Consider the following 25,614-nt stretch of genomic DNA (forward strand, 5'->3'; position numbering starts at 1 on the left):
GCCATCGGCGTGCATCGCTAGCCGAACAGCACGATGCCGCCCGGCAACCGCGTCACGCGCGCGCCATACGCATCCTGGATCAGGGCGATCACGTCATCGAGGCGGTCGAGCGAAAAGCTGGCCTGCACGCGCGTGAGTTTCAAGGCGTCGCCATTGAGGATCAGCTTGCCGGGACGGTAGCGGTTCACCTCGTCCACCACCTCGGCCAGGGTGCTTTGCTTGAATACCAGCAGGCGCTGGCGCCACGCGCTGACGTCGCTTTTTATCACCGCGCGGGCGATGCCGAAATGCTCAGGCCGGTAGCGCAGCTGCTGGCCGGCCGCCAGCTCCGCATCGTTGCCGGCCTGCGCCACGCGCAGGCGGCCCGCCAGGCACGTCACGCACACTTCCTGGCCGAACAGGCGGATATTGAAACGCGCGCTGCCGGCCGACACGCTGCCGTCGCCCGCCTGCACGCGCACGCGCGCCGCGCCGCGCACGCCGGCCTGGAATTCCGCCTCGCCCGCCAGCAGCACCAGCGCCGTGGCGCCGTCCTGCGGCGGTGCCGCGTCGAGGCGCGTCTGCGTATTCATCTGCACCAGCACGCCGCCGTCGAGCGCCACTTCGCGCTGCTCGCCCGTGCCGGTGGCATAGTCGGCGCCCAGGCCGGCCACGGCCGGCCACAGGTCCGTGGGCGGGCGCAGCACCAGCAAGCCCAGCGAGGCCGCCACGGCGCCACCGAGCCAGGCGCGCCGCGCCATGTTGACGGGCGCCTGCGCCCGCCGGACGGCGCGCGCGGCCGGCGCCATGGCGCCCCACACGGCGCGCGCCTCGGCAAATGCCGTCGCGTGGGCGCGGCTGCGCGCGCACCAGTGGCGAAACACTTGCGCATCGCGCTCGCTGACCTGGCCCGAGGCCAGGCGCACGACCCACGCCTGCGCTTCCTTCTGGATGACACCCATGTCGTCTTCCGCTTGTTCAATCATGATGTTTAGACGTTTTTCCCGCGCCGGGACCGAAGCGCTGGATGAAATCGCGTCCCATGCGCTCGCAGCAATGTTCGAGTCCGGCGCGCAATTCCTTCTCCACCGTGCGGGCGGAAATGCCGAAGCGCTCGGCGATGTCGCGGTGCGGCAACTGGTCGACGCGGGCGGCGATGACGATGGCGCGCCGGCGTTTCGGCAACTCCTGCAAGGCCCGCTCCAGTTCGTCCAGTTCGGCGCGCGCGCTGTAGGTACGGGCCGGGTCGGCCAATTCATCGGCCATCTCGTACAACTCGTCGATGTCGGGCAGGCTGAGCAGGCGCGCATTGTCGCGGCGTTGATCTTCCGCAATGTTGATGGCGATGCGCATCAGGTAGGCGGACGGGTAGCTGATCGCCTCGGGCGCGGTCATCCGTTCCACGCGCAAATACGTTTCATGCAGCGCGTCGTTGGCCAGGTCTTCCGAGCCCAGGCGGCGCTGCAAGTGGCGGCGAAACTGTCCGTAGCGTTCCAGGAACAACTTGCGCAAGGTGGTTTTGAGTAATTCCGACATGCTCAGGGCGCCCCGGCCGGGAGGTAGGGCGCGCAATCGGCGCCCGGGTCGGGCCGCGGCGTCAGTAAAATCGTCAGCGGCTGCGGCAAGCCGGCAGGCGGCGCGCCATCCATCAGCAGGCTGCGCAGGCGCTGCAGCACGGCGCGGTCGCGCTGTTCCACGCCGCTCGCTTCGAGCACATGCACGGCGCGCACCTTGCCCCGCTCATCGAGCCACAACTGGAAGGCCAGGCGGTAGCGGCCGAACGCGTCCGGATGCAAGCGGCACAGGGCGCGCGTGAGCGAACGCTGCAGGATGGCCGCATACCCCTGCAACGGTGGCGCGGCAAGAGCGGCCCCGGCCGGCACGGGCGCCGGCGCCACGGGGGCGTCGGCCAGCGCCAGCAAGGTGAACGCATTGCTGCCGCTGAAGCGCGCCCCCAATTGGGTGCCGACGAGCAAGCGCTGCAGCGCCTCGGCCGGCGTGTAGTCGCCACGCACGGGGGCCGCCACTCTCCCGGCCGCCAGCTGGCTGCTGACGAGCACGGAATACCCGGTCACTTCGCCAAACGCCACCAGGGCCGCGTCGAGCGGCTGGGCGGGCAAGTCGAAGCGCAGGGTCGCGTGCGCGCCGGGGTCAGCACCGTCCGCGCCCGCGGCCGGCCGCACGAAGGTCATCAATGTCATCAGCAAACAAGCGGACAAGGCCAGGGCATTGCCCGTTGCGGTGCGGCGGTGGGTTCGTGTCATTTTCCAGGGAAATCAACGAAAAGAGCCTGCTTATGAAGTGTCTTGACTGCAATGTTGTCTGCAGAATGGCAAGATGGTAGCTTCGTAAAATGACAACTGCATGACATGGCGCATGCGCGGGCACGCGTGCTTGTCATCGCCGCGACACATGACCTTGCTATGCTGGCAGCCTGTTCACCGCTCCGGGAGCCGCCATGGCGCGCCTGTTATCACTGTTGCTGCTGGCCTGCGCCGCCCTGCCCGCGCAGGCGGACGAGCACACCGTCGTCGTGCAGGCCGCCGCGCCGCGGAATGGCTGTGTGGAAGTGGAAGCGAATGGCCAGCGCGCGCCATCGATGTCTTGCTTGAATGAAAAGTTATTACCAGAAAGCAACACATTAAACCGCCAGCCGCCGGCCCTGTCCGGCGCGGAAGCGATCGTGCAGCGCCCGTCGAACCAGCTGGGCCTGTACAACCGCGCCGCCCTCGAACACCGCATGGGCAATGCCTTTGGCAAATCCGTCACGCCGCAGAGACCGGCGCCGCCGCCGCCCGCCAGCCCGCTGCTGCCGCCCCGTTGACGCCGTTGTCAACGCACAGTCCATTTGCGCTGTCAAGATTGCGCAATCGCGCCGATTGCGTATCATTCCAGGCTTGATCGCTCTGGAAACAACCATGCTGCCCACTATCGAACAACGTCTTGCCCTTGAACTTGCCGCCAAACCGGTGCAGGTTGCCGCCGCCATCGAACTGCTCGACGAAGGCGCCACCGTGCCCTTCATCGCCCGTTACCGCAAGGAAGCGACCGGCGGCCTCGACGATATCCAGTTGCGCCTGCTCGAAGAGCGTTTGCGCTACCTGCGCGAACTGGAAGAGCGGCGTGCCGCCATCGTGGCGTCGATCACGGAACAGAACAAGATGACGCCCGAGCTGCTCGACGCCGTCATGCACGCGGAAGACAAGACGCGCCTGGAAGACCTGTATTTGCCGTACAAACAGAAGCGCCGCACGAAGGCGCAGATCGCCATCGAAGCGGGCCTGATGCCGCTGGCCGACGGCTTGCTGGAGAACCCGGAACTGACGCCGGAAATGGAAGCGGGCAAGTTCCTGCGCGAAGCGTTTACTAGTGCCGACGGCAACAACCCGGGCGTGGCCGACACCAAGGCGGCCCTCGATGGCGCGCGCCAGATCCTGATGGAGCGTTTCGCCGAAGACGCGACCTTGCTGCAAACCCTGCGCGAATACGTGCAGGAACACGGTATCGTCGAATCGAAAGTGGTGGAAGGCAAGCAGGACGAAGGCGAAAAATTCGCCGATTATTTCGATTACTCGGAAACCATTTCCACCGTCCCCTCGCACCGCGCGCTGGCGCTGCTGCGCGGCCGCCGCGAAGGCATCCTCGACGTCACCCTGCGCCTGGACACGGAAGCGGAAAAACCGAAGTGGGATGCGCCGCACAATCCGTGCGAAGGCCGCATCGCCGCCCGCTTCGGCATCAAGCAACAGGGCCGTCCGGCCGACAAATGGCTGGCCGATACGGCGCGCTGGACCTGGCGCGTGAAAAGCTTCATGCACCTGGAAACGGAACTGATGGGCGCGCTGCGCGAACGTTCGGAACTCGACGCCATCAATGTGTTCGCCACCAATCTGAAGGCGCTGCTGCTGGCCGCGCCGGCCGGCCAGCGCGCCACCATGGGCCTCGATCCTGGCCTGCGCACGGGCGTCAAGGTCGCCGTGGTCGATGCCACCGGTAAAGTGGTCGACACGGCCGTGATCTACCCGCACCAGCCGAAAAACGACTGGGATGGTTCCTTGCACACCCTGGGCCGTCTTGCCGCCAAGCACAATGTGTCGCTCATTTCCATCGGCAACGGCACCGCCTCGCGCGAGACGGATAAACTGGCGCAGGATTTGATCAAGCAACACCCGGAAGCGAAGATGACGAAGATCGTCGTCTCGGAAGCGGGCGCGTCAGTGTATTCGGCGTCCGAATTCGCCTCGAAAGAGTTGCCGGACATGGACGTGTCGCTGCGCGGCGCCGTCTCGATCGCCCGCCGCCTGCAAGACCCGCTGGCCGAACTGGTGAAGATCGACCCGAAATCGATCGGCGTGGGCCAGTACCAGCATGACGTGAGCCAAAGCCAGCTGGCCCGCTCGCTCGATGCCGTGGTGGAAGATTGCGTGAACGCCGTGGGCGTGGACGTGAACACGGCGTCGGCGCCGCTGCTGGCGCGCGTCTCCGGCCTGTCGGCCAGCGTGGCGCAAAGCATCGTCACCTACCGCGACATGAAGGGCGCCTTCACCTCGCGCGCGGCCTTGAAGGCCGTGCCGCGCCTGGGCGATAAAACGTACGAACAGGCGGCGGGCTTTTTGCGCGTGATGGGCGGAGACAACCCGCTGGACGCCTCGGCCGTCCACCCGGAATCGTACCCGCTGGTGGAAAAGATCCTGGCCGATATCAAGAAGGATATCAAGGCCGTCATCGGCGAAACGGCCCTGCTGAAAACCTTGAGCCCGGCAAAATATGCGGATGACACGTTTGGCGTGCCAACCATTTCCGACATCTTGAAGGAACTGGAAAAGCCGGGCCGCGACCCGCGTCCGGAATTCACCACCGCCACCTTCAAGGAAGGCGTGGAAGAAATCCGCGACTTGCGCCCGGACATGATTCTCGAAGGCGTGGTCACCAACGTGGCCGCCTTTGGCGCCTTCGTCGACATCGGCGTGCACCAGGATGGCCTCGTGCACATCTCGGCCCTGTCGAACACCTTCGTCAAGGACCCGCACACGGTGGTGAAAGCGGGACAAGTGGTGCGCGTCAAAGTGCTGGAAGTCGATGAAAAGCGCAAGCGCATCGCGCTGACCATGCGCTTGACGGACAGCGCGCCGCAGGCCGGCAGCAAACCCGAGCAGCGTGGCGACCGCAACGACCGCCGCAGCATGGCCCAGCACCAGTCGCAATCGCGCAATGCGCCCGAACCGGCAGGCAGCATGGCCGCCGCATTCGCCAAGCTGCGCGGCTAAGCCCTTGGCCACCGGGCAGGACCTTGTCATCCTGGCGGCGGACGCGGCCAGCCCGGATGCGCAGTCGCTGCTCGATGCATTGTCGGAAGCGTTGCTGCGCATCAACGGCGACAGCGGCCGCTCCTCGTTCGATGCCGAGGCGGCCACGCCGCGCGGCGGCTTTTATATTGCCCGCGACGGCACCGGTGAACTGCTGGGCTGCGCCGCCCTGCGGCCGCTGGGCGAGCCGGACAGCGCCACGGCAGAGCTCAAGCGCATGTATGCGCGCCCGGGCCAAGGTGGCCTGGGCGTGGGCGCGGCCTTGCTGGCCCATGTGGAAGCGCAGGCGCGCGTGCATGGCTACCAGGCCCTGTACCTGTCCACCCGCGTGGCGAATGCCCGCGCGGTGGCCTTTTATGCCAAACACGGCTATACACCCGTCGTAGCCTGGGGCAAATACGTGGGCGCGGCACAATCGGTGTGCCTGGGCAAGCAGTTATAAACGCCAACGTGGCTGACTTGCCCGATTTATGACCTGAGCGCATACCCGTGCCGGCGTTTTCTTATAAAATGACGGCATCTATTTATTTACCCATCAGAGGCAGCTATGAGCGACGTACAAACCTGGATCAAAGAAACCGTGACGAACACGCCAGTCGTGCTGTTCATGAAGGGCACGGCCCAGTTCCCGCAGTGCGGCTTTTCCGGCCGCGCCATCCAGATCCTGAAAGCGTGCGGCGTGGAAAACATCGCCACTGTCAACGTGCTGGATGACCCGGAAGTGCGCCAGGGCATCAAGGATTACTCGAACTGGCCAACCATTCCGCAGCTGTATGTCAAAGGCGAGTTCATCGGTGGTTCCGATATCATGAATGAAATGTTTGAATCGGGCGAACTGAAGTCCCTGCTCGATGCCTGATAGTCCACTTGCGCGGCCGCGCCGTATCGTCGTGGCCATCACGGGCGCCACGGGCGCCGTGTATGGCTTGCGGCTGCTGCAATTGCTCGCCGCCATCCCCGGCGTCGAGACGCATCTGGTCCTGTCCGATGCCGCCGTATTGACCCTGCACCAGGAAACGGGCGTGGGGCGCAAGGACATCGAAGCGCAGGCGCACGTGGTGCACAAGCTGCGCGACATCGGCGCAAGCATCGCCAGCGGCTCGTTTCAGTCGGATGGCATGGTCGTCGCGCCGTGCTCGATGAAGACCCTGGCGGCCGTGGCGCATGGCTTGTCGGATAATTTGATCACGCGGGCGGCCGACGTGGTGCTCAAGGAGCGCCGCCGCCTGATCCTGATGGTGCGCGAAACGCCGTTCAACCTGGCGCACCTGCGCAACATGACGGCCGTCACGGAAATGGGCGGCATCATCTTCCCGCCCTTGCCCAGCTTTTATCACCACCCGCAGAGCATCGCGCAGATGGTCGACCATACGGTGGCGCGCGTCATCGACCTGCTCGGCATCGAGCACAGCCTGGCACCGCGGTGGAATGGTTTGAAGTCCGCTGGCGACACCCCTATCCTCTAGTTGGCGTCACGAATTAACTGGCATCACGATGCCTGACAAAAGCGTAGCGAGCGGAAGGAAGAGCTAGTCGAGAAGCGCAACCGTGCAGAAGCACGGGGGCGCCGAGCCGGTGAGCATCGCAGGCTAGCTATGCCGACGCGCAACAGCTTTGGTCAGGCATCCACCACTCAGCGTTTTTCGAACTGAACGGCACTGGCCTGCTTCAAATCCCTGGCTTCTTCAACCATCCTGCGGTGGGCGATCCGTTTGCGCATCACTTCCGCATGTTGCGCGGCAGTCATGGGGGGCACGGTCATCAAGTCCTTCAGCTGCGCGGTATTGCTGTAGTTACTTTTCATAAGACGGCTCAAATGCTCGGCTCCGTAGTGGATGAACTGGCTGCTTCCGATGTGATTATGCGCTGGTATTGGCCGCTGCGCCGCTGCGTGCGGGATTATTCTCAAATAATCCCGCTGCAGCGCAACATGCGAGGTCTTATTGTGCGGCAAAATCATGTCTCCAGTATGACGCTGCGCAAATAAAAGGACGGGGGAAGCACCGCCAGCGAAAGGCGGACGGCGCCGGCCGGGGAAGGCCTGGATGCTTACTTTTGGTAGTTGACGCGCACCAGCATGCGAATAAATTCTCGCGCGATTTGACGATGATGTTCATCTAATCTTTGCAAATCGGCAATTAATTTCACATCGGCGGACTCAAACCGCGATAAAGCGCTGCCCGCTTCGCCGTTTGGCGTGGCGCTTTCCGGGCCGCCAAAACGCAACCATTCCGCCGGAACGCCCAACCATTGGGCAATCATGCGCAATTTCTCTTGCGTGGGAATTGCTTCACCTACTAACCATTTCCTAGCTGCATGCACGGTAATCGGGCGCCCGTCGAAACGGATATTGAATTCCCGGGCCAGTCTGGTCGGGCTGTCTGGAGAGTAATGGGCGTTTTTGAGAGCCAACTGAAGTCGCTGGCTGAAGCTTTCGCGTTCGTTAGAAGAATTCATAGGTGTACTATTTCATGTTGTAACATGAAAGTCAGTTTCTTGAATGACCATACAGATTGTTACATTTGAAAAGAGTATAAATTAACAATTAACACTCTGGCCGGGCTTTTCAAGTCAAAAAGTGGGCCGAATTTTCTCTTGCGATTCTGTGTGGCTTCGGGTCAAATTCGCGGCTAGCCTTGATTTTCGCACTGCAGCACGATTCAAAGCCTCGGTTTGGCATTACAACATACGGTATCGGATAATGCCCTCCTCCAACGATACGCGCAATGCCCATGCCATACAATTTCTTGTAGACAAAGTTTTCAGAAGGGCCATTTTGTTTTCAATATAGAAACGATCTATGCGACGTGCGCACCGTGAAACGTTGTTTTTTGATCGTGCCTACTGGAAAGAATCTGCGTTCCAAAAATTTTACTGCCATCACAGCGAAAAAAATGTCGCCGTTATGCCAGGAAAGCTCTTTTTGGTGTCATCTTGGCCACCAACTCTCGATCTTAAGCGCGTTTGCGCAAGAAGAATCAATTTATTTTCAGTAATTGTTGCCTTATTCGCCAAATCCCCTTGCTCACGCCTGCTTTTTTCTTTGTTGCAGCACGGGCAGGGCACGCTACAATAGTGTTGACGTTGACGTAAACGGCACTTTGCCACCATTGCCTCGCCCCCCATCTGACGACCACCCATGCAACCGACACCGCCCGCACCCATGACGACCTATACCATTACCGAACTGGCGCGGGAATTCGACATCACGGCGCGCGCCATCCGTTTCTATGAAGACCAGGGCTTGCTCAGCCCGAAACGTGAAGGCGCCGGCGGGCGCAGCCGCGTCTACACGCCGCGCGACCGCACCCGATTGAAACTGACCCTGCGCGGCAAGCGCCTGGGCCTGGCACTGTCGGAAATCAAGAGCCTGGTCGACATGTACGAGTCGCCGAAAGATACGCGCGCGCAGATGGACCGCTTCCTGGGCGTGCTGGCGCAGCACCGGCAAACCCTGGAACAGCAGCGCATCGATATCGAAATGGCGCTGGCGGAAATCAGCGCGCATGAAGACGCTTGCGCGCGCATGCTGGCGGACTTGAACCTTGATCAGGCGCAAACCAACTAGGCATCGATACGGCGGCGCTTGCCGCGCGCATCGCTTGACGTTTACGTAAACGTCACAACTGAGTATCATAGCTTTACTGACCCGGCATCCATGACCGCCACACTTATAACGACGAGGACGACATGCTCCATCTCCCAGGCTTGACCTTTGACCACGGCGAAGACATCGCCTCGCTAAGAGTAGCGATCCAACAATTCGCGGCCGCCGAAATCGCGCCGCGCGCGGCCGAAATCGACCGCACCGACCAGTTCCCCATGGACCTGTGGCGCAAGATGGGCGACATGGGCTTGCTCGGCATCACCGTCAGCGAGGAATACGGCGGCGCCGGCATGGGTTACCTGGCGCACATCATCGCCATGGAAGAGATCTCGCGCGCCTCGGCCTCCGTCGGCCTGTCCTATGGTGCCCACTCGAACCTGTGCGTGAACCAGATCAAGCGCAACGGCACGGCCGAGCAAAAAGCCAAATACCTGCCGAAGCTGATCACGGGCGAACACATCGGCGCCCTGGCCATGTCGGAACCGAACGCGGGCTCGGACGTCGTCAGCATGAAGCTGCGCGCCGACTTCAAGGGTGACCGCTGGGTCTTGAACGGCACCAAGATGTGGATCACCAACGGCCCCGACGCGGACGTGCTGGTGGTGTACGCCAAGAACGATCTGGAAGCGGGCCCGCGCGGCATGACGGCGTTCCTGATCGAAAAGAATTTCAAGGGCTTTTCCATCGCGCAAAAGCTCGACAAGCTGGGCATGCGCGGCTCGCACACGGGCGAACTGGTGTTCCAGGATTGCGAAGTGCCGGCCGAAAACGTGCTCGGCGGCTTGGGCAAGGGCGTCAACGTGCTGATGTCGGGCCTCGATTTCGAGCGCACCGTGCTGTCCGGCGGCCCGCTGGGCATCATGCAGGCCTGCATGGACCTGGTCGTACCCTACGTGCATGACCGCAAGCAATTCGGCCAGCCCATCGGCGAATTCCAGTTAATGCAGGGCAAACTGGCCGATATGTATTCGACCATGATGGCGTGCAAGGCCTATGTGTATGCGGTGGGCCAGGCTTGCGACCGCGCCACCACGCCGGAAGCCGTGCGCCAGTTGCGCAAGGATGCGGCCGGCGCCATTCTGTATAGTGCGGAGAAGGCGACCTGGATGGCGGGCGAAGCGATCCAGGCCCTGGGCGGCAACGGCTACATCAACGAGTATCCGGCCGGCCGCCTGTGGCGCGATGCCAAGCTGTACGAAATCGGCGCCGGGACCAGCGAGATCCGCCGCATGCTGATAGGCCGCGAACTGTTTGCGGAAACCAAGTAAGCACGGGCGCGCGATTATCGACTGGGTGATGAGCCATTCATGCGAGCACAGATATGACGCACATTGCCTTCCCCAAATTGCTCTCTTCGCAGATTGCATTCGATATCGCGCGCACCATCCGCGACGGCTTCGACAAGCATTACCGCCTGTTCCGCGCAACCAGCCAGCACGCCAAGCGGTATTTCGAGCAAGGCGCCTGGTCCGCGGCACAGACGGCGGCCCGCGAACGCATCGATTTCTATGACAAGCGCGTGCAGGAATGCGTGCAGATGCTCGAAGATGAGTATGAAGAGTCGGAGTTGAGCGACGAAGTGTGGCGCGAACTCAAGCTGCACTACATCGGCATGTTGACGGAACATAAGCAGCCGGAACTGGCGGAAACCTTCTTCAATTCCGTCTGCTGCAACATCCTGCACCGCACGTATTTCAATAACGACTATATTTTCGTGCGCCCCGTCGTTTCCACGGAATATATCGAAACGCAAGAGCCGGTGCCCACCTACCGCGTGTATTACCCCGGCCAGGATGGCTTGCGCCACACCCTGACGCGCATGTTGACGCACTTCCAGCTGGACTGCGCATTTGCCAACCTGGAACGCGACGTGGCCCAGGTGGAAGCGCGGCTGCAGCAGCTGTTCGGCGGCGACCGGCTGGAGCCGAACCACCAGATTCAGGTCTTGACCAGTTTGTTCTACCGCAACAAGGGCGCCTACCTGGTCGGCAAGGGCATCAACGGCAACCGCGAATACCCGTTTGTCGTGCCCATCCTGCACAACCGTCACGGCGAGCTGGTGCTCGACACGGTACTGTTCGAGCAGCAGCAGATTGCCGTGCTGTTTTCATTTACGCGCGCCTATTTCCTGGTCGATATGGAAGTGCCGTCGGCGTATGTGCAATTCCTGCGCAGCTTGCTGCCGCGCAAACCGCGCAGTGAAATTTATACGATACTGGGCCTGCAAAAACAGGGCAAGACGCTGTTTTACCGCGACTACCTGCAGCACTTGAAACACTCGTCGGACCACTTCGAAAGCGCGCCCGGCATCCGCGGCCTGGTGATGCTGGTGTTTGCCCTGCCGTCGTTCCCCTATGTCTTCAAGGTGATCAAGGATTTTTTCCCGCCGCCCAAGGAAACGACGCGCGCGCAAGTCCAGCAAAAGTATTTGCTGGTGAAGCACCACGACCGCGTGGGCCGCATGGCCGACACGCTCGAGTATTCCAACGTGGCCTTTCCCCGCGCCCGTTTTGCCGCGGAATTGCTGGCCGAACTGAAACAGTTCGCGCCCTCGCTGATCGAGGAAGACCACGAGCAGATCATCATCCGCCACCTGTACATCGAGCGGCGCATGGTGCCGCTGAACATGTGGCTGAGCAATGCCGAGAAGGAAGGCCGCGATGACCTGGTCGAACACGCCATCGTCGAGTACGGCAACGCCATCAAGGAACTGGTGGCGGCGAATATTTTTCCGGGCGACATGCTGTACAAAAACTTTGGCGTGACCCGTCATCAGCGTGTCGTTTTTTACGATTACGATGAAATCGAGTACATCACCGATTGCCAGTTCCGCGTCATCCCCGAGGCGCGCACGGAGGAGGAAGAAATGTCGGCCGAACCGTGGTATCCCATCGGCAAGCACGATGTGTTTCCCGAACAATTCGGCACCTTCCTGCTGGGCAATCCCCGCATCCGCCGCTATTTCATGCAGCACCATGCCGACCTGCTGACGGCGCAATATTGGCAGGCGCGCAAGCAGCGCATCGAAGACGGCCATATCGAGGACGTCTTCCCTTATCCGCAGCACCTGCGTTTTTGTATGCAGTCACCATCCCCACCCTTAACCGGAGATCCAACATGAATGATCCAGTCGTAATCGTCGGTGCCGCGCGCACCCCCATGGGCGCCTTCCAGGGCGACTTTGCCAACGTCACCGCCAGCGACCTGGGCGCCGTGGCCATTCGCGCCGCCGTCGAACGGGCCGGCGTGGCGCCGGACGCCGTTGAACACGTGTATTTCGGCAATTGCCTGATGGCTGGCCAAGGCCAGGCGCCCGCCCGCCAAGCCTTGCGCAAGGCTGGCTTGCCCGATTCCACGGGCGCCGTGACCCTGTCGAAAATGTGCGGCTCGGCCATGCAGACGACCATGTTCGCGCATGACACCCTGCTCGCCGGCAGCGCCGACGTGGTGGTGGCGGGCGGCATGGAATCGATGACCAACGCTCCCTACCTGGTGCCGAAGGCGCGCGGCGGCTACCGCATCGGCCACGGCATGATCTATGACCACATGATGATGGACGGCCTGGAAGACGCCTACAGCCGCGATGAAAAGGGCAATGCCCGCTCGATGGGCACGTTTGCCGAAGAGTGCGCCAGCCAGTACGCCTTCACGCGCGAAGCGCAGGATGCCTTCGCCATCGAATCCGTCAAACGGGCGCAAGCGGCCACCAAGGATGGCAGTTTCGAATGGGAAATCGCGCCCGTGACCGTCTCCGGCCGCGGCGGCGACACCGTCGTCAGCCTCGACGAAGGCCCGCAAAAGGCCCGCCTGGAAAAAATCCCCACCTTGAAGGCCGCCTTCAAGAAAGATGGCACCATCACGGCCGCCTCGTCCTCGTCGATCAACGATGGCGCGGCAGCCCTCGTGCTGATGCGCGAATCGACGGCGAAAAAGCTGGGCTGCACCGTCATCGCGAAAATCCACGGCCACGCCACGCATGCGCAGGCGCCGAACGAGTTCACCACGGCCCCCATCGGCGCGGTGAAAAAACTCTACGCCAAGACGGGCTGGAGCAGCAGCAATGTCGACTTGTTCGAGATCAATGAAGCGTTCGCGGCCGTGCCCATGGCCGCCATGCACGACCTCGACATTCCGCACAGCAAGATCAACATCCACGGCGGCGCGTGCGCGCTGGGCCACCCGATCGGCGCCTCGGGCGCACGCATCATCGTCACCCTGCTGGGCGCCTTGAAGAAAACCGGCGGCAAGCGCGGCGTGGCTGCCCTGTGCATCGGCGGCGGCGAAGCGACGGCGATGGCGATCGAACTGGTATAAGCTCTTCCTGAGCACGGGCGCGCACCGCGGTTCACGGTGCGCGCCCTTTCATTTTATTTTCAGGGAGAACACATATGCCTACCGCATTGATCATCGGCGCCTCGCGCGGCATCGGCCACGAGCTCGTCCGTAAATACCGCCACGATGGCTGGCGCGTCATCGCCACGGCGCGCACACCGGACGCTTGTGCAGAGCTCAAGCAACTGGGCGCGGAAGCGCACCAGCTCGACGTGACGGACGTGGAAGGCTGCGCCGGCCTGGGCTGGAAGCTCGACGATGAAAAACTCGACGTGGCCATCCTCAACGCGGGCGTGTACGGCCCCCGCCACGACGGTTTCCCCGCGCAAGCCGATTTCGACCTCGTCATGCACACCAACGTGCTGGCGGCCATGCGGCTGCTGCCGATCCTGGCGCCGCTGGTGGCCAATGCCAAGGGTAAACTCGCCGTGCTGTCTTCGCACATGGGTTCCCTGAGCGAGCGCGGCAATCCCAGCGGTTCGCTGTACCGCGCCAGCAAGGCGGCCCTGAATTCCGTGCTGATCGACACGGCCCTCGTGCATGGCCCGCAAGGCGTCAGCTGCGTTGCTTTCCACCCGGGCTGGGTGCGCACGGACATGGGCGGCGCCGGCGCCGATATTTCGCCTGAGGAAAGCGCCGCCGGCATCCGCGCCACCCTGGCCAGCCTGCCGGCCACGGACAAAGCCGTGTTCCGCAACTACGATGGCAAGCCCATCGCCTGGTAATTCCCCCACACACCATAAAAACAAACGAGACGACGTCCCATGATACTCAATGAAGAACAGACCATGATCCAGGAAGCGCTGCGTAGTTTTTCGCGCGAGCGCCTGGCGCCCAACGCGGCCCGCTGGGACAAGGAACATCATTTCCCCAAGGAAGAATTGCAGGAGCTGGCCGCCCTGGGCGCCTTTGGCGTGGCCGTGCCGGAAGCGCTCGGTGGCGCCGGCCTCGACTACGTATCCCTGGCCCTGGTGCTGGAAGAAATCGCCGCCGGCGATGGCGGCACGTCGACCATCATCTCCGTCAACAATTGCCCCGTGTGCAGCATCGCCATGATGTATGCGAACGACGCGCAACAGGAAAAGTGGCTGCGCCCGCTGGCGCAAGGCACGATGTTGGGGGCATTTTGCCTGACGGAACCGCACACGGGCAGCGACGCCTCGGCCCTGCGCACGACGGCCACCCTCGACGGCAATGACTACGTGATCAACGGCACGAAGCAATTCATTACCAGCGGAAAATATGCGGACGTGGCCATCGTCATGGCCGTCACCGACAAGGCGGCCGGCAAGCGCGGCATCAGCGCCTTCTGGGTGCCGACGAACACGCCCGGCTACATCGTGGCGGGACTGGAACAGAAGATGGGGCAGCACTCGTCGGACACGGCGCAGATCCTGTTCGACAACTGCCGCATCCCCGCGGAAAACCTGATCGGCGAGGAAGGACAAGGCTACAAGATCGCCCTGTCCGGCCTGGAAGGGGGACGCATCGGCATCGCCTCGCAAGCCGTGGGCATGGCGCGCGCCGCGTATGAGGCGGCCTTGGGCTATGCGCGCGAGCGCGAAAGCTTCGGCAAACCCATCTATGAGCACCAGGCCGTGCAATTCCGCCTGGCCGACATGGCCACGCAGATCGAGGCGGCGCGCCAGCTGATACGCCACGCGGCGGCCATGAAGGATGCGGGCTTGCCCTGCCTGAAGGAAGCGGCCATGGCCAAGCTGTTCGCGTCGGAAATGGCGGAAAAAGTGTGCTCGGACGCCATTCAGGTGCACGGCGGCTACGGTTATGTGTCCGACTTCCCCGTCGAGCGCATCTACCGCGACGTGCGCGTGTGCCAGATTTATGAGGGGACCAGCGATATCCAGAAGATTTTGATTGCGCGGGCTTTATAAACCCCACGGCAAATGCTGGGGTCAGACCCGCCGGGTCTGACCCCGAGCGACTGCCAACGATGGACGAAAAAAAAGCCCGCGGTCGCGGGCTTCGTTCCAATGTATTACCAATGCTTTAATCGTGTCATGGACGCCAGTGCTATCTGCAAAGTGCCTCCTGATTTTCGGACTCCCATGCTATCTGCATGGTGACTCCAAGTGTAAATCGACCATCGTATCCGGAATTACAAAATCCACGCTTTCGCACTGTCACGCCATCGACATTACACCTGTCGGTCGCCGCGCTGAGCCTGGATAGTGAGACTATTCGCAAGCGAATCTCAATCACTGAACAGAGTATAGCACAGCTTTTTGTGCATTGCAACAACCTTTTTAAATCAAGTCCTTAGCGCCAGTGGCTTGTCTTCCGCGCCGCCACGGGCCACCCTTTCGTATTCGGAAATCACTTGCGCGCCCAGCAGCAGCAGGGTGGCGCCGATTTCCAGGCTGAACATGACGACGATGGCCGTCGTCATCGAGCCATACACGATATTCACCTGCGACAAGGTGGAAAAATACCAGACCAGCACATGGCGGGCGATTTCCCACAGCAGGGCCGCCGTCACGCCGCCGATCAGCGCATGCGTGATCGACAGCCTTCCGACCGGCATGACCAGGTAGATCGAGCTCAGTACAAGAATTTCTCCCGCCAGCCCCAGCAAATACAGCAGCACGCCGGAGACGCCTTCCAGGCCCCAGTCGTGGCGCAGGAAACGCACGCTTTCCTCGCCCATCACCTGCAAGCCGCCCGCCACCAGGGTGATCAGCAAGATGCCCACGCCCAGGCACAGGATGTAGCAATACGGCAGCACGGCGGAAATGAGGAAATGGCGGCGGCGGATGGCCACGCGGTGGATGAAAATCACGCTCATGGCGTTTTCCAGCACGGTAAACGCCAAGGAGCTGAAAAACAGCATGGTCAGCAGCAAGAGCCAGCCGATCACGCCCCGGTTGTCGAGGAAATGCGCGATCTCGCCCACGATGGCCTTCGATTGCCCCGGCACCAGCCATTCCAGGTAATGGCCGATTGTTTGCAGCAATTCGTCCTGCGCGATCACGTGCGACAGGGCCACCACCACCAGCATCAGCAGGGGCACGATGGAGAGCAGCGAGTAATACGCGACGGCGCCCGCCAGCAGCAATCCCTGGTTGGCGCGGAATCCCTTCAGCACCTGCAGCGCGAAGGCCAGCGGGTGGCTCAAAATGTAGGCGCTGGCGCGGCGGTTGATCATGAGCAAACCGTTCAAGGATGTCGGCATGGCCCGATGCCTTGCCGCACATCCCCCTAGCATACTGACTATCCCCGTACTGTGCCGTGCGCGAACGAACAGACTAGCTGACGGCAGCTTCCAGCAAGGTCAAGGTTTGCCGGTCCGCATCGAGCGTGGCGAGGATGCCCATCGGTATCGTGAACTGGTGGCGGATGTGGCCGAACGAATAGCCGCTGACGGCCGGCACCTGCAATGGCTGCAGATGCTGGTTCAGGGTTTCGTCCAGGCTCAGCGCCGTATCGCCCTCGGCCGCCTCGCAATGCTCGAAGATGCCCAGCATCAACGCCGCCGCGTGCTTGAAACCGATGGACAGGTCGAGCTGGCACAGCATGCGGTCGATGCGGTAGGGCACTTCGTTGATTTCTTCAAGGAACAGGATGTGTTCGCGAAAATCGGCCGCATACGGCGTGCCGGCCAGCGCGCTGACCATGCACAGGTTGCCGCCCGTCAAGCGTCCCGTCGCCTGGCCGCCATGCACGGTGCGGATGGCGAAATTCGGCTGCGTCTGCGCGCGGCGGTGATTCTCCAGCGCCATCGGGATCGTGTAACTGTCTTGCGGCGTCATCAGCACGTTTTGCAGCTGCGTCACCGTGTAATCGGAAAACGTCGATGAAGCCACGGGGCCGTGGAAGGTCACCAGCCCGGTCTGGCTGGCGATGGCCAGGTGCAGGGCCGTGATGTCGGAATAGCCGATCAGCACCTTCGGATGGCGCCGGATCAAGGCATAGTCGAGCAGCGCCAGCAGCGAGATGCAGCCGGAACCGCCACGGATGGCCCAGATGGCCTTGACTTCCGGGTCGGAAAAAGCCGCGTGCAAGTCGTCGAGGCGCTGCTGCACCGTGCCCGCATAGTTGCCATGCACGGCGCGAATGTTGCTGCCCAGGCTGGCGCGCAAACCCAGCGATTCGATATTGCGCTGGGCCTTGGCGATGGCGTCGTCATCCGTAAAACCGCCCGGCGCGATGATGGCGACCAAGTCGCCCTGGCGCAGGCGCGCCGGTTTGATCAATGCGTGTTGCTGTTGCATGCGTTTGCCCTTCCCTTGCGCGGCCGCCGCCCATGCCGGTGTGCCTGCCGCCCCCACAGTGGCGGCCAGCAAGCCGCCGAAGCGGCGCCGGCTGAGATTGGTCTGACTGGACATGCGGCCCTTTCCTGGAATAAAAACGGCGACGCCAGGCGCCGCCGCACGAGGTTAGCATGCTGGCGGGATCACCGCCGGCATGGTTGCCTTACATGAACTTGTACTTCAGCTGGAACGACAGCGAACGGCCGCGCGGGTCGGCCACGCGCGGGTCCCAGCCGGCGCCCACCACTTCATCCACGTTGTGCGCGGTGAACGGCGGATCGCGGTCGAACAGGTTCTGGATACCCACGGTGATGGTGGTATTTTTGAAGCCCGTGTACGTGCCAGACAAGTTATACGTGGTGTAGCTGGACACGTCCGGCTTGAAGCCAGGTGGCGGCGCGCCCTTGCCGCCGTTCGGCAACTGGTCCTTGTAGCCCGACGAGAAACTCTGGATCAGCAAGCCGCTCCAGTCGCCGCGCGACACGCCGAAGCTGGCATTGTGTTTCCAGCGCAGGTACAGATCGCGCGTATAAAACTTGCCGACCAGCTCCTGGTATTCCTGGCCTTGATATTCCGCAAACTTGAAGCTGTCCATATACGTGCCGTCCAGGGTCGCCGTCCATTTCACGTCCTGGACCTTGCCTTCGCCGCGCAAGCCCACGTCGAGGCCGCGCACGCGGCTGCCTGCCGCATTGATCCAGCCCGCCTGCACGTAGTCGATGGTGCCGTCCGGATTGCGGTGGATGTACTGGTTCAGCGCCTGATAGTTGGCCAGCACGATTTGCGGCGTGCGGTTCAGGATGCGGTCCTTGGTATTGATGGCCCAGTAGTCGAACGAAGCCGAATAGCCCTTCACCGGTTCGATGACAAAACCGACGCTGCCTTGCTTCGACGTTTCCGGTTTCAAGTTGGTATTGCCGCCCGTCTTGTAGTCGAGGCGGTCGATGGCGCAATATTCGGGCACGCCCGGATGCTTGGCGCAACCTTCCTGGTCGACCACGCCGTTCGGCAATTCCTGGCTCAGCGAACCGGAATACAGCTGCTGGAAGCTAGGCGCGAGAAAACCCTTGCTGGCCGAACCGCGGAACAGCAGGAAGTCGGTCGGCTGGTAGCGGAAGGCCACCTTCGGATTCGTCGTCGCGCCCACCAGGCTGTAATCGTCGCGGCGGATGGCCAGCTGCATTTCCAGGTCCTTCGTGACCGGCACCAGCAATTCCGCATACACGGCCTTGACGGTACGGCTGGCATCTTTCAATGCGGCATTGCCCGGCGCCAGCAGGATCTGCGTGGCGTCGACGTCCTGTCCAAAGCTGTAGCCTTCGCGGCGCAAGTCAAAGCCGGCCGCCATGGCCAGCGCACCGGCCGGCAGCTGGAACAGCTCGCCCGAAACGGAACCGTCGATCTGCGTCAGGGTCGTCTTGCCGTGCTGGAAGTCGCCACGGAACTTGGTCGATTCGATCAATTGCTTGGCCGCTTCCGTCTGGCTCTGGCCGGCGCCCACCCACGGATTGATGATGCCGCTGGCCAGCGCCGCGTACAGCTTGTCCGTATAGGAATAGCCATCCGTCAGCTTGGTCTTGGTGCTGCTTTCGGCGCGCGAAATGCCGGCCTTGTAATCCCACTTGCCGAAGTTCCCCTCAAAGCCCACCAGCACGCGGGCATTGTCGGTGGTATTTTCCTGCGTGCGGTTGCCCACGTCATTGGCGCGCCATTTGTAGGAAATCGGCTTGCTCTTGTCGAACGTGGGGATGTAGGCCGACAAATCCTGGTAATACGCGCCGCCCACCGGATACACGGCCTTGTTGGCAATGCTCGTCTGCACCTGCATCGGCGTCAGGATCGCCGTGGCCTTGGTGCGCGAACCGAGCACTTCGACAAACATGCGGTGGTCGGGCGCCAGCTTGAAGGTGCCGCGCGACAGGAAATTGACCCGTTCCACAGGGAATTGCAGCACATAGTCGGCGCCGTAGTCATACGCACACGAATGCGTGGTGCTGCGCGGTGAGGTCACGTCTTTCCACAGTTCCGTCTGATACTGCGACATGCCGGCGATGCTGTCGCACTTGCCCTGGAAGCTCAGGGGATTGGCTTGCAAATACACCGTCGGGTCGCCAGGCAAGGTGTAACCGCCAATAAACGTCCCTGGTTTTTTCGGATCAGGATTGGGGATTTGCAGTGCCGTGTCCGGCCCCGACATCTGGTTGGCAAACGGCGTGCCCGTGGTATCGGGCGACAGGCCGCGGCCCGGCTGGTAGCCGTTGACGAAGGAGCGGTCGCGGCCATTGAGCTGCTGCGCCTTGTCGACGGTCAGGCTGGCCATGATGTTGTAGCGGTCCGTGTCCAGCGAACCCGTGCCGGCCAGCAGGGAAGCGCGGCGCGTGGCGCCGCCGCCGGCCTGCGTGTCGTTGGTCGAGACGGACGCTTCCACGCCGCTGTAATTGGTTTTCAGAATGAAATTGATCACGCCGCCGATGGCGTCCGTGCCGTAGATGGCCGAGGCGCCATCCTTGAGGATTTCCACGCGCGAAATCGCGCCCAGCGGGATCGAGTTCAGGTCGACCGACTTGCCGCTGGCGCCGTGCGTGGCGATGCGGCGACCGTTCAGCAGCACCAGGGTGCTCGACGGTCCCAGGCCGCGCAGCGAGGCGAACGAGGCGCCGCCGCTGACCCGGTCGGCATCGGCGCCAAACACGTTATTGCCGGAAGTCATGTTATCGGCGCCCGTACCGTTCGCCGACAGGGTGCGCACCAGCTGTTCGGTCGTCGTGATGCCCTGCTTTTCGATCTGGTCAAACGAGATGACTTGCACCGGCAGCGCACCTTCCTTGGCCACGCGCTTGATGCTGCTGCCCGTCACTTCAACCCGTTGCATCGCTGGCGCCGCCGCTTCCTGTGCCATCACCGGCCCCACCACCCCCATCAATGCCACCAACTGCGCTAGCTTCTTCAATTTCACAGGTCTTCTCCTTGTTGGGCAATCGAAACTTGAGTTATCAAGTCAGGCTGTTTTTTCACGTCGCAGCTGTCTGTCTCGCGGTACATTTTTTTATGACATTTGCGCATGACTTTATTTGTTTTCATTTTCAGAGTAGCGCGATGCATCCGGGCCCAGCCAATGAAAAATGCTTTCCTAACCATAACTTTTTGGAATGAATGCCCTTTTCAGCGGCGTGGTCACTTGCCTGCGGGGCGCCCCTTGGCGGGATCGACGTCCAGGTAGCGCCAGGACGTGAATTCCACGGGGTGGCGCCTGTAGTTTTTTAGCCACGGTTGCTGCAGGTCGGCAGAGATGGGATGCGTCAGCAGCACCCACGGCGTGTAAGCGTGGATCAGCTGAAACAGGTCGAAGTACAGACTGCGTCGGCGCGGCGTATCGGATAGCAGGCGCGCCTCCTCATAGCGTTTATTGTAATCGGGCAAGTTGAAGCGGGCATAGTTGGCGCGGCCAACGTTGCCGCCATACAACAATTGCATAAAGTTATCGCCGTCGGGGAAGTCGGCGATCCAGTTGGTCTCGAACATCTGCACCTTGCCCAGGCGCGAAGCCTTGATGATTTCCGTCTTCTTGTCGCTTTTAAACTCCACGCGCAAGCCGATGGCGTTCAGGTTGCGGCGCCATAATTCATCGCGCAGGCGCCCCACCGTGCTCGGTTCCGTATGCATGGTCAGGATCAGGGGCGTGCCATCGGGCTGTGTGCGGAAACCGTCAACGCCCGCCTTGTAGCCGAAGCGCTCCAGCAAGGCGCGCGCCAGCGCGGGATCGTAGCCGACGGGACTGCGATAGCTCTTGTCGTAACCGAGCACATTCGGCGGCAGCGGTGACTGCGCCGGCAAGGCCAGGCCTTTTTTCAGCAAGGCGATATCTTCGCGGCTGTTGTAGCTGAGGGCGATGGCGCGCCGCAGGGCCAGCCTGTCTTTCGTATAGCCGCCCAGCACGGGGTCGTCCATGTTCATCCACATGTAATACGTCTGCAGCACGGGAAAGCGCGTCAGTTGCAAGCCCTTGGCGGCCAGCGCCGGTTTCAGGGCGCCGTTTTCCAGCACCATATCCGTCATCGATTCGGGCACTTGCTCCAGGTAATCGAATTCGCCCTTCAAAAAGCCCAGCATGCGCGATTGATACTCCTCGACGATGCGCACCTCGATGCGCTCGACCAGGGGCAAGCGCTGGCCTTCCAGCGCGGTGGCGATGGCGCGCGCGTCAACCGGCAAGGCGGCCAGCGCCTTGGCTTCCGTATGGAACACGGTGGGACGGAAAGTCGGATTGGCCTGCAGCACGATCTTGTCGCTGCGCTTCCACTCCTTGACGAGGAACGGCCCCGTGCCCACAGGGTGATTGCCGATCTGCCCCGGCGCCGCATACGCTTCGGCCACTTCGCGCGCCACCACGGCTGTCGCCGGCATGGCCAGGTAAAACAGGAAGTTCGGGTCGACGCCGTTCAGGCGGATGCGCAAGGTGTATTTGTCCAGCGCCTGCAAGCCGGCGATCGGCGTGTCGTAGCTGAAACGGCTTTTCAGGGCGGCATCGCCGACGAGCTTATCTTCCAACAAGAACAACCACGGCGACTTCAGCGCCGGGTCGTACAGCCGCGTCAGGCTGTACACATAATCCTGCGCCGTCACTTCGCGCGGCTTGCCCTTGAAGGCGGGATCGGGTGTGAAGAAAATACCGGGCTGTATCTGAAAGATATACGTGCGGCCGCCATCTTCGACCGTCGGCATGCCGCGCGCCGTATTGCCCTGCAATTGCACGGGGCGCGCCAGGTAGTCATAGCGCAGCAGCGGGTCAAAGATGTTTTCCATCAAGTTCAGGCTGGCCAGGTCCGACGCCACGGCCGGGTCCAGGCCCGTCTCGCTGGTACTCAAAAACAAGTGCAGGGTCTTGTTCGCGCGGGCATCGGTGGCGGCATGGGCCGCTACAGTGAACAGCGTCAACAGAGCCAGGCCGGCGGCGCAGGCGGTTTTGCGTAAAAACATCATCAGTGATCCAGTACAGACAAGGTAACGAACGGCGCTAAGCGACAGGCATCCCCCACACTACGCGGGCAAGCGACGGGGCGCCAATGAAAACAGGCTGCCAGCTTATAACTTTTTGGCATGCGATTGCTGCATTCTTTCATCAACTCGTATCGGGCTGCCCCTATACTTTGTTTGCAGACATTTTTCACTCCCGACACACAGAACTGATCGCATATGGCACTTAATTACATCTGGTCCGGCTTTTTCCTCGTTGGCTTCCTGGCTGCGGTGCTGCAGTGGCTGTTTCTCGGCGATACCGATATCTTCAAGCGCATCATCGATGGCACGTTCGAAACGGCGCGCATGGGCGTGATGGATATCGCCCTGCCGCTGGCCGGCGTGATGACCTTGTGGCTGGGTATCATGAACATCGGCGAGAAGGCGGGCATCGTCGGCTGGCTGGCGAAAGTGATCGCGCCCTTCTTTTCGCGCATCTTCCCGGAAATTCCGAAAGACCATCCGGCCACGGGCCACATGGTGATGAATTTCTCGGCCAACCTGCTGGGACTGGACAATGCGGCCACGCCGTTCGGCTTGAAAGCCATGGAGAGCCTGCAAACCTTGAATCCGAACAAGGAAGAGGCGACGAATGCGCAGATCATGTTCCTGGTGCTGCACACCTCGGGCCTGACCCTGATTCCGCTGGCCATCATGGCGCAGCGCTCGATCCTCGGCGCCGCCGATCCGTCCGACATCTTTATCCCGTGCATGATCGCCACCTATGTGGCCACCATGGTCGGCATCATCACGGTCTCCATCAAGCAACGCATCAACTTGCTCAACCGGGTCGTGCTGGGCTGGATGGGCGGCATGACGAGCGCCATCGTCGCCATGATCTGGTACTTCACGCAATACCTGACGAAGCAGGAAATCGAACTGGTCTCCAAAGTGGTCAGCAACCTGGTGTTGATCAGCGTCATCGCCATCTTCATCATCGGCGCCCTGCGCAAGAAGGTGAATGTGTATGACGCCTTCATCGAGGGGGCGAAGGGCGGCATCCAGACCTCGATCACTGTGATTCCCTACCTGGTCGGCATGCTGGTGGCCATCAGCGTGATCCGCAACGCGGGCGTATTCAATTTCCTGATGAGCGGCATGAACTGGTTCTTCGCCAACCTGGGCATCAATACGGACTTCGTGCCCGCCCTGCCGACGGCAATGATGAAGCCGCTCAGCGGTTCCGGCTCAAAAGCCATGATGATCGACGCCATGAATACCTACGGCGTCGACTCCTTCGTCGGCCGCCTGGCCTGCGTCTTCCAGGGCTCGGCCGACACCACCTTCTATATCGTGGCCCTGTATTTCGGTTCCGTCGGCATCCGCAAGACGCGCTATGCCATCACGGCCGGCCTGATCGCCGATCTGGCTGGCGTGATCACCGCCGTCTTCGTTGCCTACGTCTTTTTCCACTAAGGAGCACCATGTTACGTCCTGTCCTGATGGCTGCGCTGTTGGCTGGTCTCGGCCTGTCGACGGCCCACGCGCAATTGCCCGAATCCGTCAGCCTGCTGCTGCGCAGCGCGAATATTCCCGACGAAGCCATGGGCGCCATCGTTTTGCGCGGCAACACCACCGTGCTGTCGCATGGTGCCGAGCGCAGCATGCAGCCCGCCTCCACCATGAAGCTGGTAACGACGGCCGTGGGCCTGGAGCAGCTCGGTCCCATCTTCCGCGGCCGCACGGAGTTGCGCACCAGCGCCGACGTCATCAATGGCGTACTGAAGGGTGATTTGATCCTGCGCGGCGGCGCCGACACGGATTTCAATGCGGACGTGCTCGCGCACATGCTGCAAACCCTGCGCACCCAGGGCATCCATAAGATCAAGGGAGATTTAATTCTCGACCGCCAGCTGTTCCAGCCGGCCCGGCCCGACATCGGCGCGCCGCCCTTCGACGAGTCGGCCGAATTCCGTTACAACGTCATTCCCGATGCCTTATTGCTGAACACCAATCTGCTCGATATCAACATGAACTCGACGGATCGGCAATTGAGCATCCTCATGCAGCCGCCGCTCGAGAACGTCAGCATCACGAGCGACATGAAACTCGTCAAGGGCAGCTGCGCCCGCTGGGAAGACGGCTGGCGCCCGCCCGAATACCGGCGCGATGCGAGCGGCAAGCTGCAGGTGATCCTGCATGGCACCTTCCCGCAAAACTGCAGCAAGGCCACCAGTATCAATGTGCTTGATCGCAACGATTATGCGGACCGTTTGTTCCGCGCCACCTGGAAACGCCTGGGCGGCACAATCACGGGCGCGGTGCGCGAAGCACCGTTTACGGGCTTGCCGCCGACGGCCGAACCGGTCGGCACGCGCATGCTGGCCGACCACGTAGCCAGGGCCTTGCCGGAGGTGCTGCGCGATATCAACAAGACGTCCGACAATACCCTGGCCCGCACCTTGTTCCTGAGCCTGGGCAGCTTGCAAAGCGATGGCTGGCTGGGCAGCCGCCCCGTCGCCATGGCGGCGCCGGAAGATACGGCCACGCGCGCACGGCAAGTGATCCAGGAATGGTTCCAGCGGCACCGTATCGATACCCAGGGCATGCTGGTCGACAACGGTTCAGGCTTGTCGCGCACGGGACGGATTGCGCCGGCGCAACTGGCAGGCGTCTTGCAAGCGATGCAGCAAAGCCCGTGGGCGCCCGAGTTCCAGTCCAGCCTGCCCATCGTGGCGCTGGACGGCACCATGCGCAAGCGCCTGCTGAACAGTCCTGCCGCCGCGCGCGCCCGCATCAAGACGGGCACATTAAAGAATGTGGTGGCCATCGCCGGCTATGTGCCCGACGCCAATAACCAGCTGTGTGTGGTGGTCGCCATGATCAATAGCGACCTGGTGGGCAATGGCAATGGCCGCGCCGCCGTCGATGCGCTGATCGAATGGGTCGCCAGGAGCGGCGTCACGCCGGTGGTGGCTGGCCAATAAAAGGGGCGCAAAGACAGAAAGGCAGCGCGCAGCGCTGCTTTTTTTTCGCCTGTCTGCCGACAAAACCAGCAGACGAAAAAAAACCCGGTCATCGCTGATCGGGTTTTTCTCTTACTGCGAATAACAAGCCTGACGATAACCTACTTTCACACTGGTTGCAGCACTATCATCGGCGCAAA

The 25,614-nt window shown here is 61.9% G+C and carries 22 protein-coding genes; 13 read left to right on the plus strand and 9 right to left on the minus strand.

Features of this window, described 5'->3' with window-relative positions:
- Window positions 1–17: 17 nt before the first annotated feature.
- From J0O65_RS12355 to J0O65_RS12365, 3 genes are read right to left on the minus strand one after another with little or no spacing between them, the layout of a single operon-like run.
- Window positions 18–965 (minus strand): FecR family protein, encoded by a 948-nt coding sequence (locus J0O65_RS12355; RefSeq protein WP_215407127.1) that lies wholly within the window; start codon window positions 963–965, stop codon window positions 18–20.
- Complete coding sequence (locus J0O65_RS12360) at window positions 958–1,515, minus strand: RNA polymerase sigma factor (protein WP_215407128.1); 558 nt, start codon at window positions 1,513–1,515, stop codon at window positions 958–960. Before J0O65_RS12360 ends, J0O65_RS12355 begins: the two co-directional genes overlap by 8 nt.
- 2 nt (window positions 1,516–1,517) lie before the next feature.
- The gene (locus tag J0O65_RS12365; protein ID WP_215407129.1) at window positions 1,518–2,243 is read right to left on the minus strand and encodes a secretin and TonB N-terminal domain-containing protein; all 726 of its coding nucleotides are present in this window, start codon (window positions 2,241–2,243) and stop codon (window positions 1,518–1,520) included.
- Between the two features lie 194 nt (window positions 2,244–2,437).
- Between J0O65_RS12365 and J0O65_RS12370 the strand changes: the two genes are divergently transcribed.
- The 5 genes from J0O65_RS12370 to J0O65_RS12390 all read left to right on the plus strand — a co-directional run bounded on the left by J0O65_RS12370 (window position 2,438) and on the right by J0O65_RS12390 (window position 6,751).
- Window positions 2,438–2,803, plus strand: coding sequence for a hypothetical protein (locus J0O65_RS12370; RefSeq protein WP_215407130.1), 366 nt, complete (start codon window positions 2,438–2,440; stop codon window positions 2,801–2,803).
- Window positions 2,804–2,897: 94 nt separating this feature from the next.
- The gene (locus J0O65_RS12375) at window positions 2,898–5,246 is read left to right on the plus strand and encodes a Tex family protein (RefSeq protein ID WP_215407132.1); all 2,349 of its coding nucleotides are present in this window, start codon (window positions 2,898–2,900) and stop codon (window positions 5,244–5,246) included.
- A 4-nt stretch (window positions 5,247–5,250) separates the two neighbouring features.
- Window positions 5,251–5,727: a GNAT family N-acetyltransferase gene (locus J0O65_RS12380; RefSeq protein ID WP_251373705.1), complete on the plus strand. Its 477-nt coding sequence runs from the start codon at window positions 5,251–5,253 to the stop codon at window positions 5,725–5,727.
- Between the two features lie 105 nt (window positions 5,728–5,832).
- The gene (gene grxD, locus J0O65_RS12385; protein ID WP_034753766.1) at window positions 5,833–6,144 is read left to right on the plus strand and encodes a Grx4 family monothiol glutaredoxin; all 312 of its coding nucleotides are present in this window, start codon (window positions 5,833–5,835) and stop codon (window positions 6,142–6,144) included.
- Window positions 6,137–6,751, plus strand: a complete 615-nt coding sequence (locus J0O65_RS12390; RefSeq protein ID WP_215407136.1) for a UbiX family flavin prenyltransferase — start codon at window positions 6,137–6,139, stop codon at window positions 6,749–6,751. The genes grxD and J0O65_RS12390 overlap by 8 nt, the downstream gene beginning before the upstream one ends.
- Window positions 6,752–6,918: 167 nt before the next feature.
- On the opposite strand, the gene J0O65_RS12395 is transcribed toward J0O65_RS12390, so the two are convergent.
- Window positions 6,919–7,245, minus strand: a complete 327-nt coding sequence (locus J0O65_RS12395) for a hypothetical protein (protein ID WP_215407158.1) — start codon at window positions 7,243–7,245, stop codon at window positions 6,919–6,921.
- Window positions 7,246–7,334: 89 nt separating this feature from the next.
- Window positions 7,335–7,742 (minus strand): hypothetical protein, encoded by a 408-nt coding sequence (locus tag J0O65_RS12400; protein ID WP_034753756.1) that lies wholly within the window; start codon window positions 7,740–7,742, stop codon window positions 7,335–7,337.
- Between the two features lie 706 nt (window positions 7,743–8,448).
- Here J0O65_RS12400 and J0O65_RS12405 point away from each other — a divergent pair.
- The 6 genes from J0O65_RS12405 to J0O65_RS12430 all read left to right on the plus strand — a co-directional run bounded on the left by J0O65_RS12405 (window position 8,449) and on the right by J0O65_RS12430 (window position 15,116).
- Window positions 8,449–8,853 carry a MerR family transcriptional regulator gene (locus tag J0O65_RS12405; protein ID WP_071074963.1) on the plus strand — a complete coding sequence of 135 codons (405 nt, stop codon included), beginning with the start codon at window positions 8,449–8,451 and terminating at the stop codon, window positions 8,851–8,853.
- 122 nt (window positions 8,854–8,975) lie between these two features.
- Complete coding sequence (locus tag J0O65_RS12410) at window positions 8,976–10,160, plus strand: isovaleryl-CoA dehydrogenase (RefSeq protein ID WP_215407138.1); 1,185 nt, start codon at window positions 8,976–8,978, stop codon at window positions 10,158–10,160.
- Window positions 10,161–10,213: 53 nt separating this feature from the next.
- On the plus strand, window positions 10,214–12,013 hold the full coding sequence (gene aceK / locus J0O65_RS12415) for a bifunctional isocitrate dehydrogenase kinase/phosphatase (protein WP_215407140.1): 1,800 nt from the start codon (window positions 10,214–10,216) through the stop codon (window positions 12,011–12,013).
- A complete protein-coding gene (locus tag J0O65_RS12420; RefSeq protein ID WP_215407142.1) occupies window positions 12,010–13,206 on the plus strand; it encodes an acetyl-CoA C-acyltransferase in 1,197 nt (398 codons plus the stop codon). The genes aceK and J0O65_RS12420 overlap by 4 nt, the downstream gene beginning before the upstream one ends.
- 74 nt (window positions 13,207–13,280) lie before the next feature.
- The gene (locus J0O65_RS12425) at window positions 13,281–13,949 is read left to right on the plus strand and encodes an SDR family oxidoreductase (RefSeq protein ID WP_215407144.1); all 669 of its coding nucleotides are present in this window, start codon (window positions 13,281–13,283) and stop codon (window positions 13,947–13,949) included.
- 39 nt (window positions 13,950–13,988) lie between these two features.
- Window positions 13,989–15,116 (plus strand): acyl-CoA dehydrogenase family protein, encoded by a 1,128-nt coding sequence (locus tag J0O65_RS12430; protein WP_215407146.1) that lies wholly within the window; start codon window positions 13,989–13,991, stop codon window positions 15,114–15,116.
- A 377-nt stretch (window positions 15,117–15,493) separates the two neighbouring features.
- Here J0O65_RS12430 and J0O65_RS12435 read toward each other — a convergent pair whose 3' ends face one another.
- The 4 genes from J0O65_RS12435 to J0O65_RS12450 all read right to left on the minus strand — a co-directional run bounded on the left by J0O65_RS12435 (window position 15,494) and on the right by J0O65_RS12450 (window position 22,472).
- A complete protein-coding gene (locus J0O65_RS12435; RefSeq protein ID WP_251373707.1) occupies window positions 15,494–16,414 on the minus strand; it encodes a YihY/virulence factor BrkB family protein in 921 nt (306 codons plus the stop codon).
- Window positions 16,415–16,487: 73 nt separating this feature from the next.
- Window positions 16,488–17,567 (minus strand): S66 peptidase family protein, encoded by a 1,080-nt coding sequence (locus tag J0O65_RS12440; RefSeq protein WP_215407148.1) that lies wholly within the window; start codon window positions 17,565–17,567, stop codon window positions 16,488–16,490.
- 88 nt (window positions 17,568–17,655) lie between these two features.
- Window positions 17,656–20,448, minus strand: coding sequence for a TonB-dependent receptor (locus J0O65_RS12445; protein ID WP_353056189.1), 2,793 nt, complete (start codon window positions 20,446–20,448; stop codon window positions 17,656–17,658).
- 218 nt (window positions 20,449–20,666) lie between these two features.
- On the minus strand, window positions 20,667–22,472 hold the full coding sequence (locus tag J0O65_RS12450; RefSeq protein WP_215407150.1) for an ABC transporter substrate-binding protein: 1,806 nt from the start codon (window positions 22,470–22,472) through the stop codon (window positions 20,667–20,669).
- A gap of 213 nt (window positions 22,473–22,685) precedes the next feature.
- On the opposite strand from J0O65_RS12450, the gene J0O65_RS12455 reads away from it, so the two are divergent.
- The gene (locus tag J0O65_RS12455; RefSeq protein ID WP_034753725.1) at window positions 22,686–23,924 is read left to right on the plus strand and encodes a spore maturation protein; all 1,239 of its coding nucleotides are present in this window, start codon (window positions 22,686–22,688) and stop codon (window positions 23,922–23,924) included.
- An 8-nt stretch (window positions 23,925–23,932) separates the two neighbouring features.
- Complete coding sequence (gene dacB, locus J0O65_RS12460; protein WP_215407152.1) at window positions 23,933–25,435, plus strand: D-alanyl-D-alanine carboxypeptidase/D-alanyl-D-alanine endopeptidase; 1,503 nt, start codon at window positions 23,933–23,935, stop codon at window positions 25,433–25,435.
- Window positions 25,436–25,614 lie beyond the last annotated feature (179 nt).

Source organism: Janthinobacterium sp. JC611, from assembly GCF_018682595.1.
In the GTDB taxonomy this organism is placed as follows: domain Bacteria; phylum Pseudomonadota; class Gammaproteobacteria; order Burkholderiales; family Burkholderiaceae_D; genus Janthinobacterium.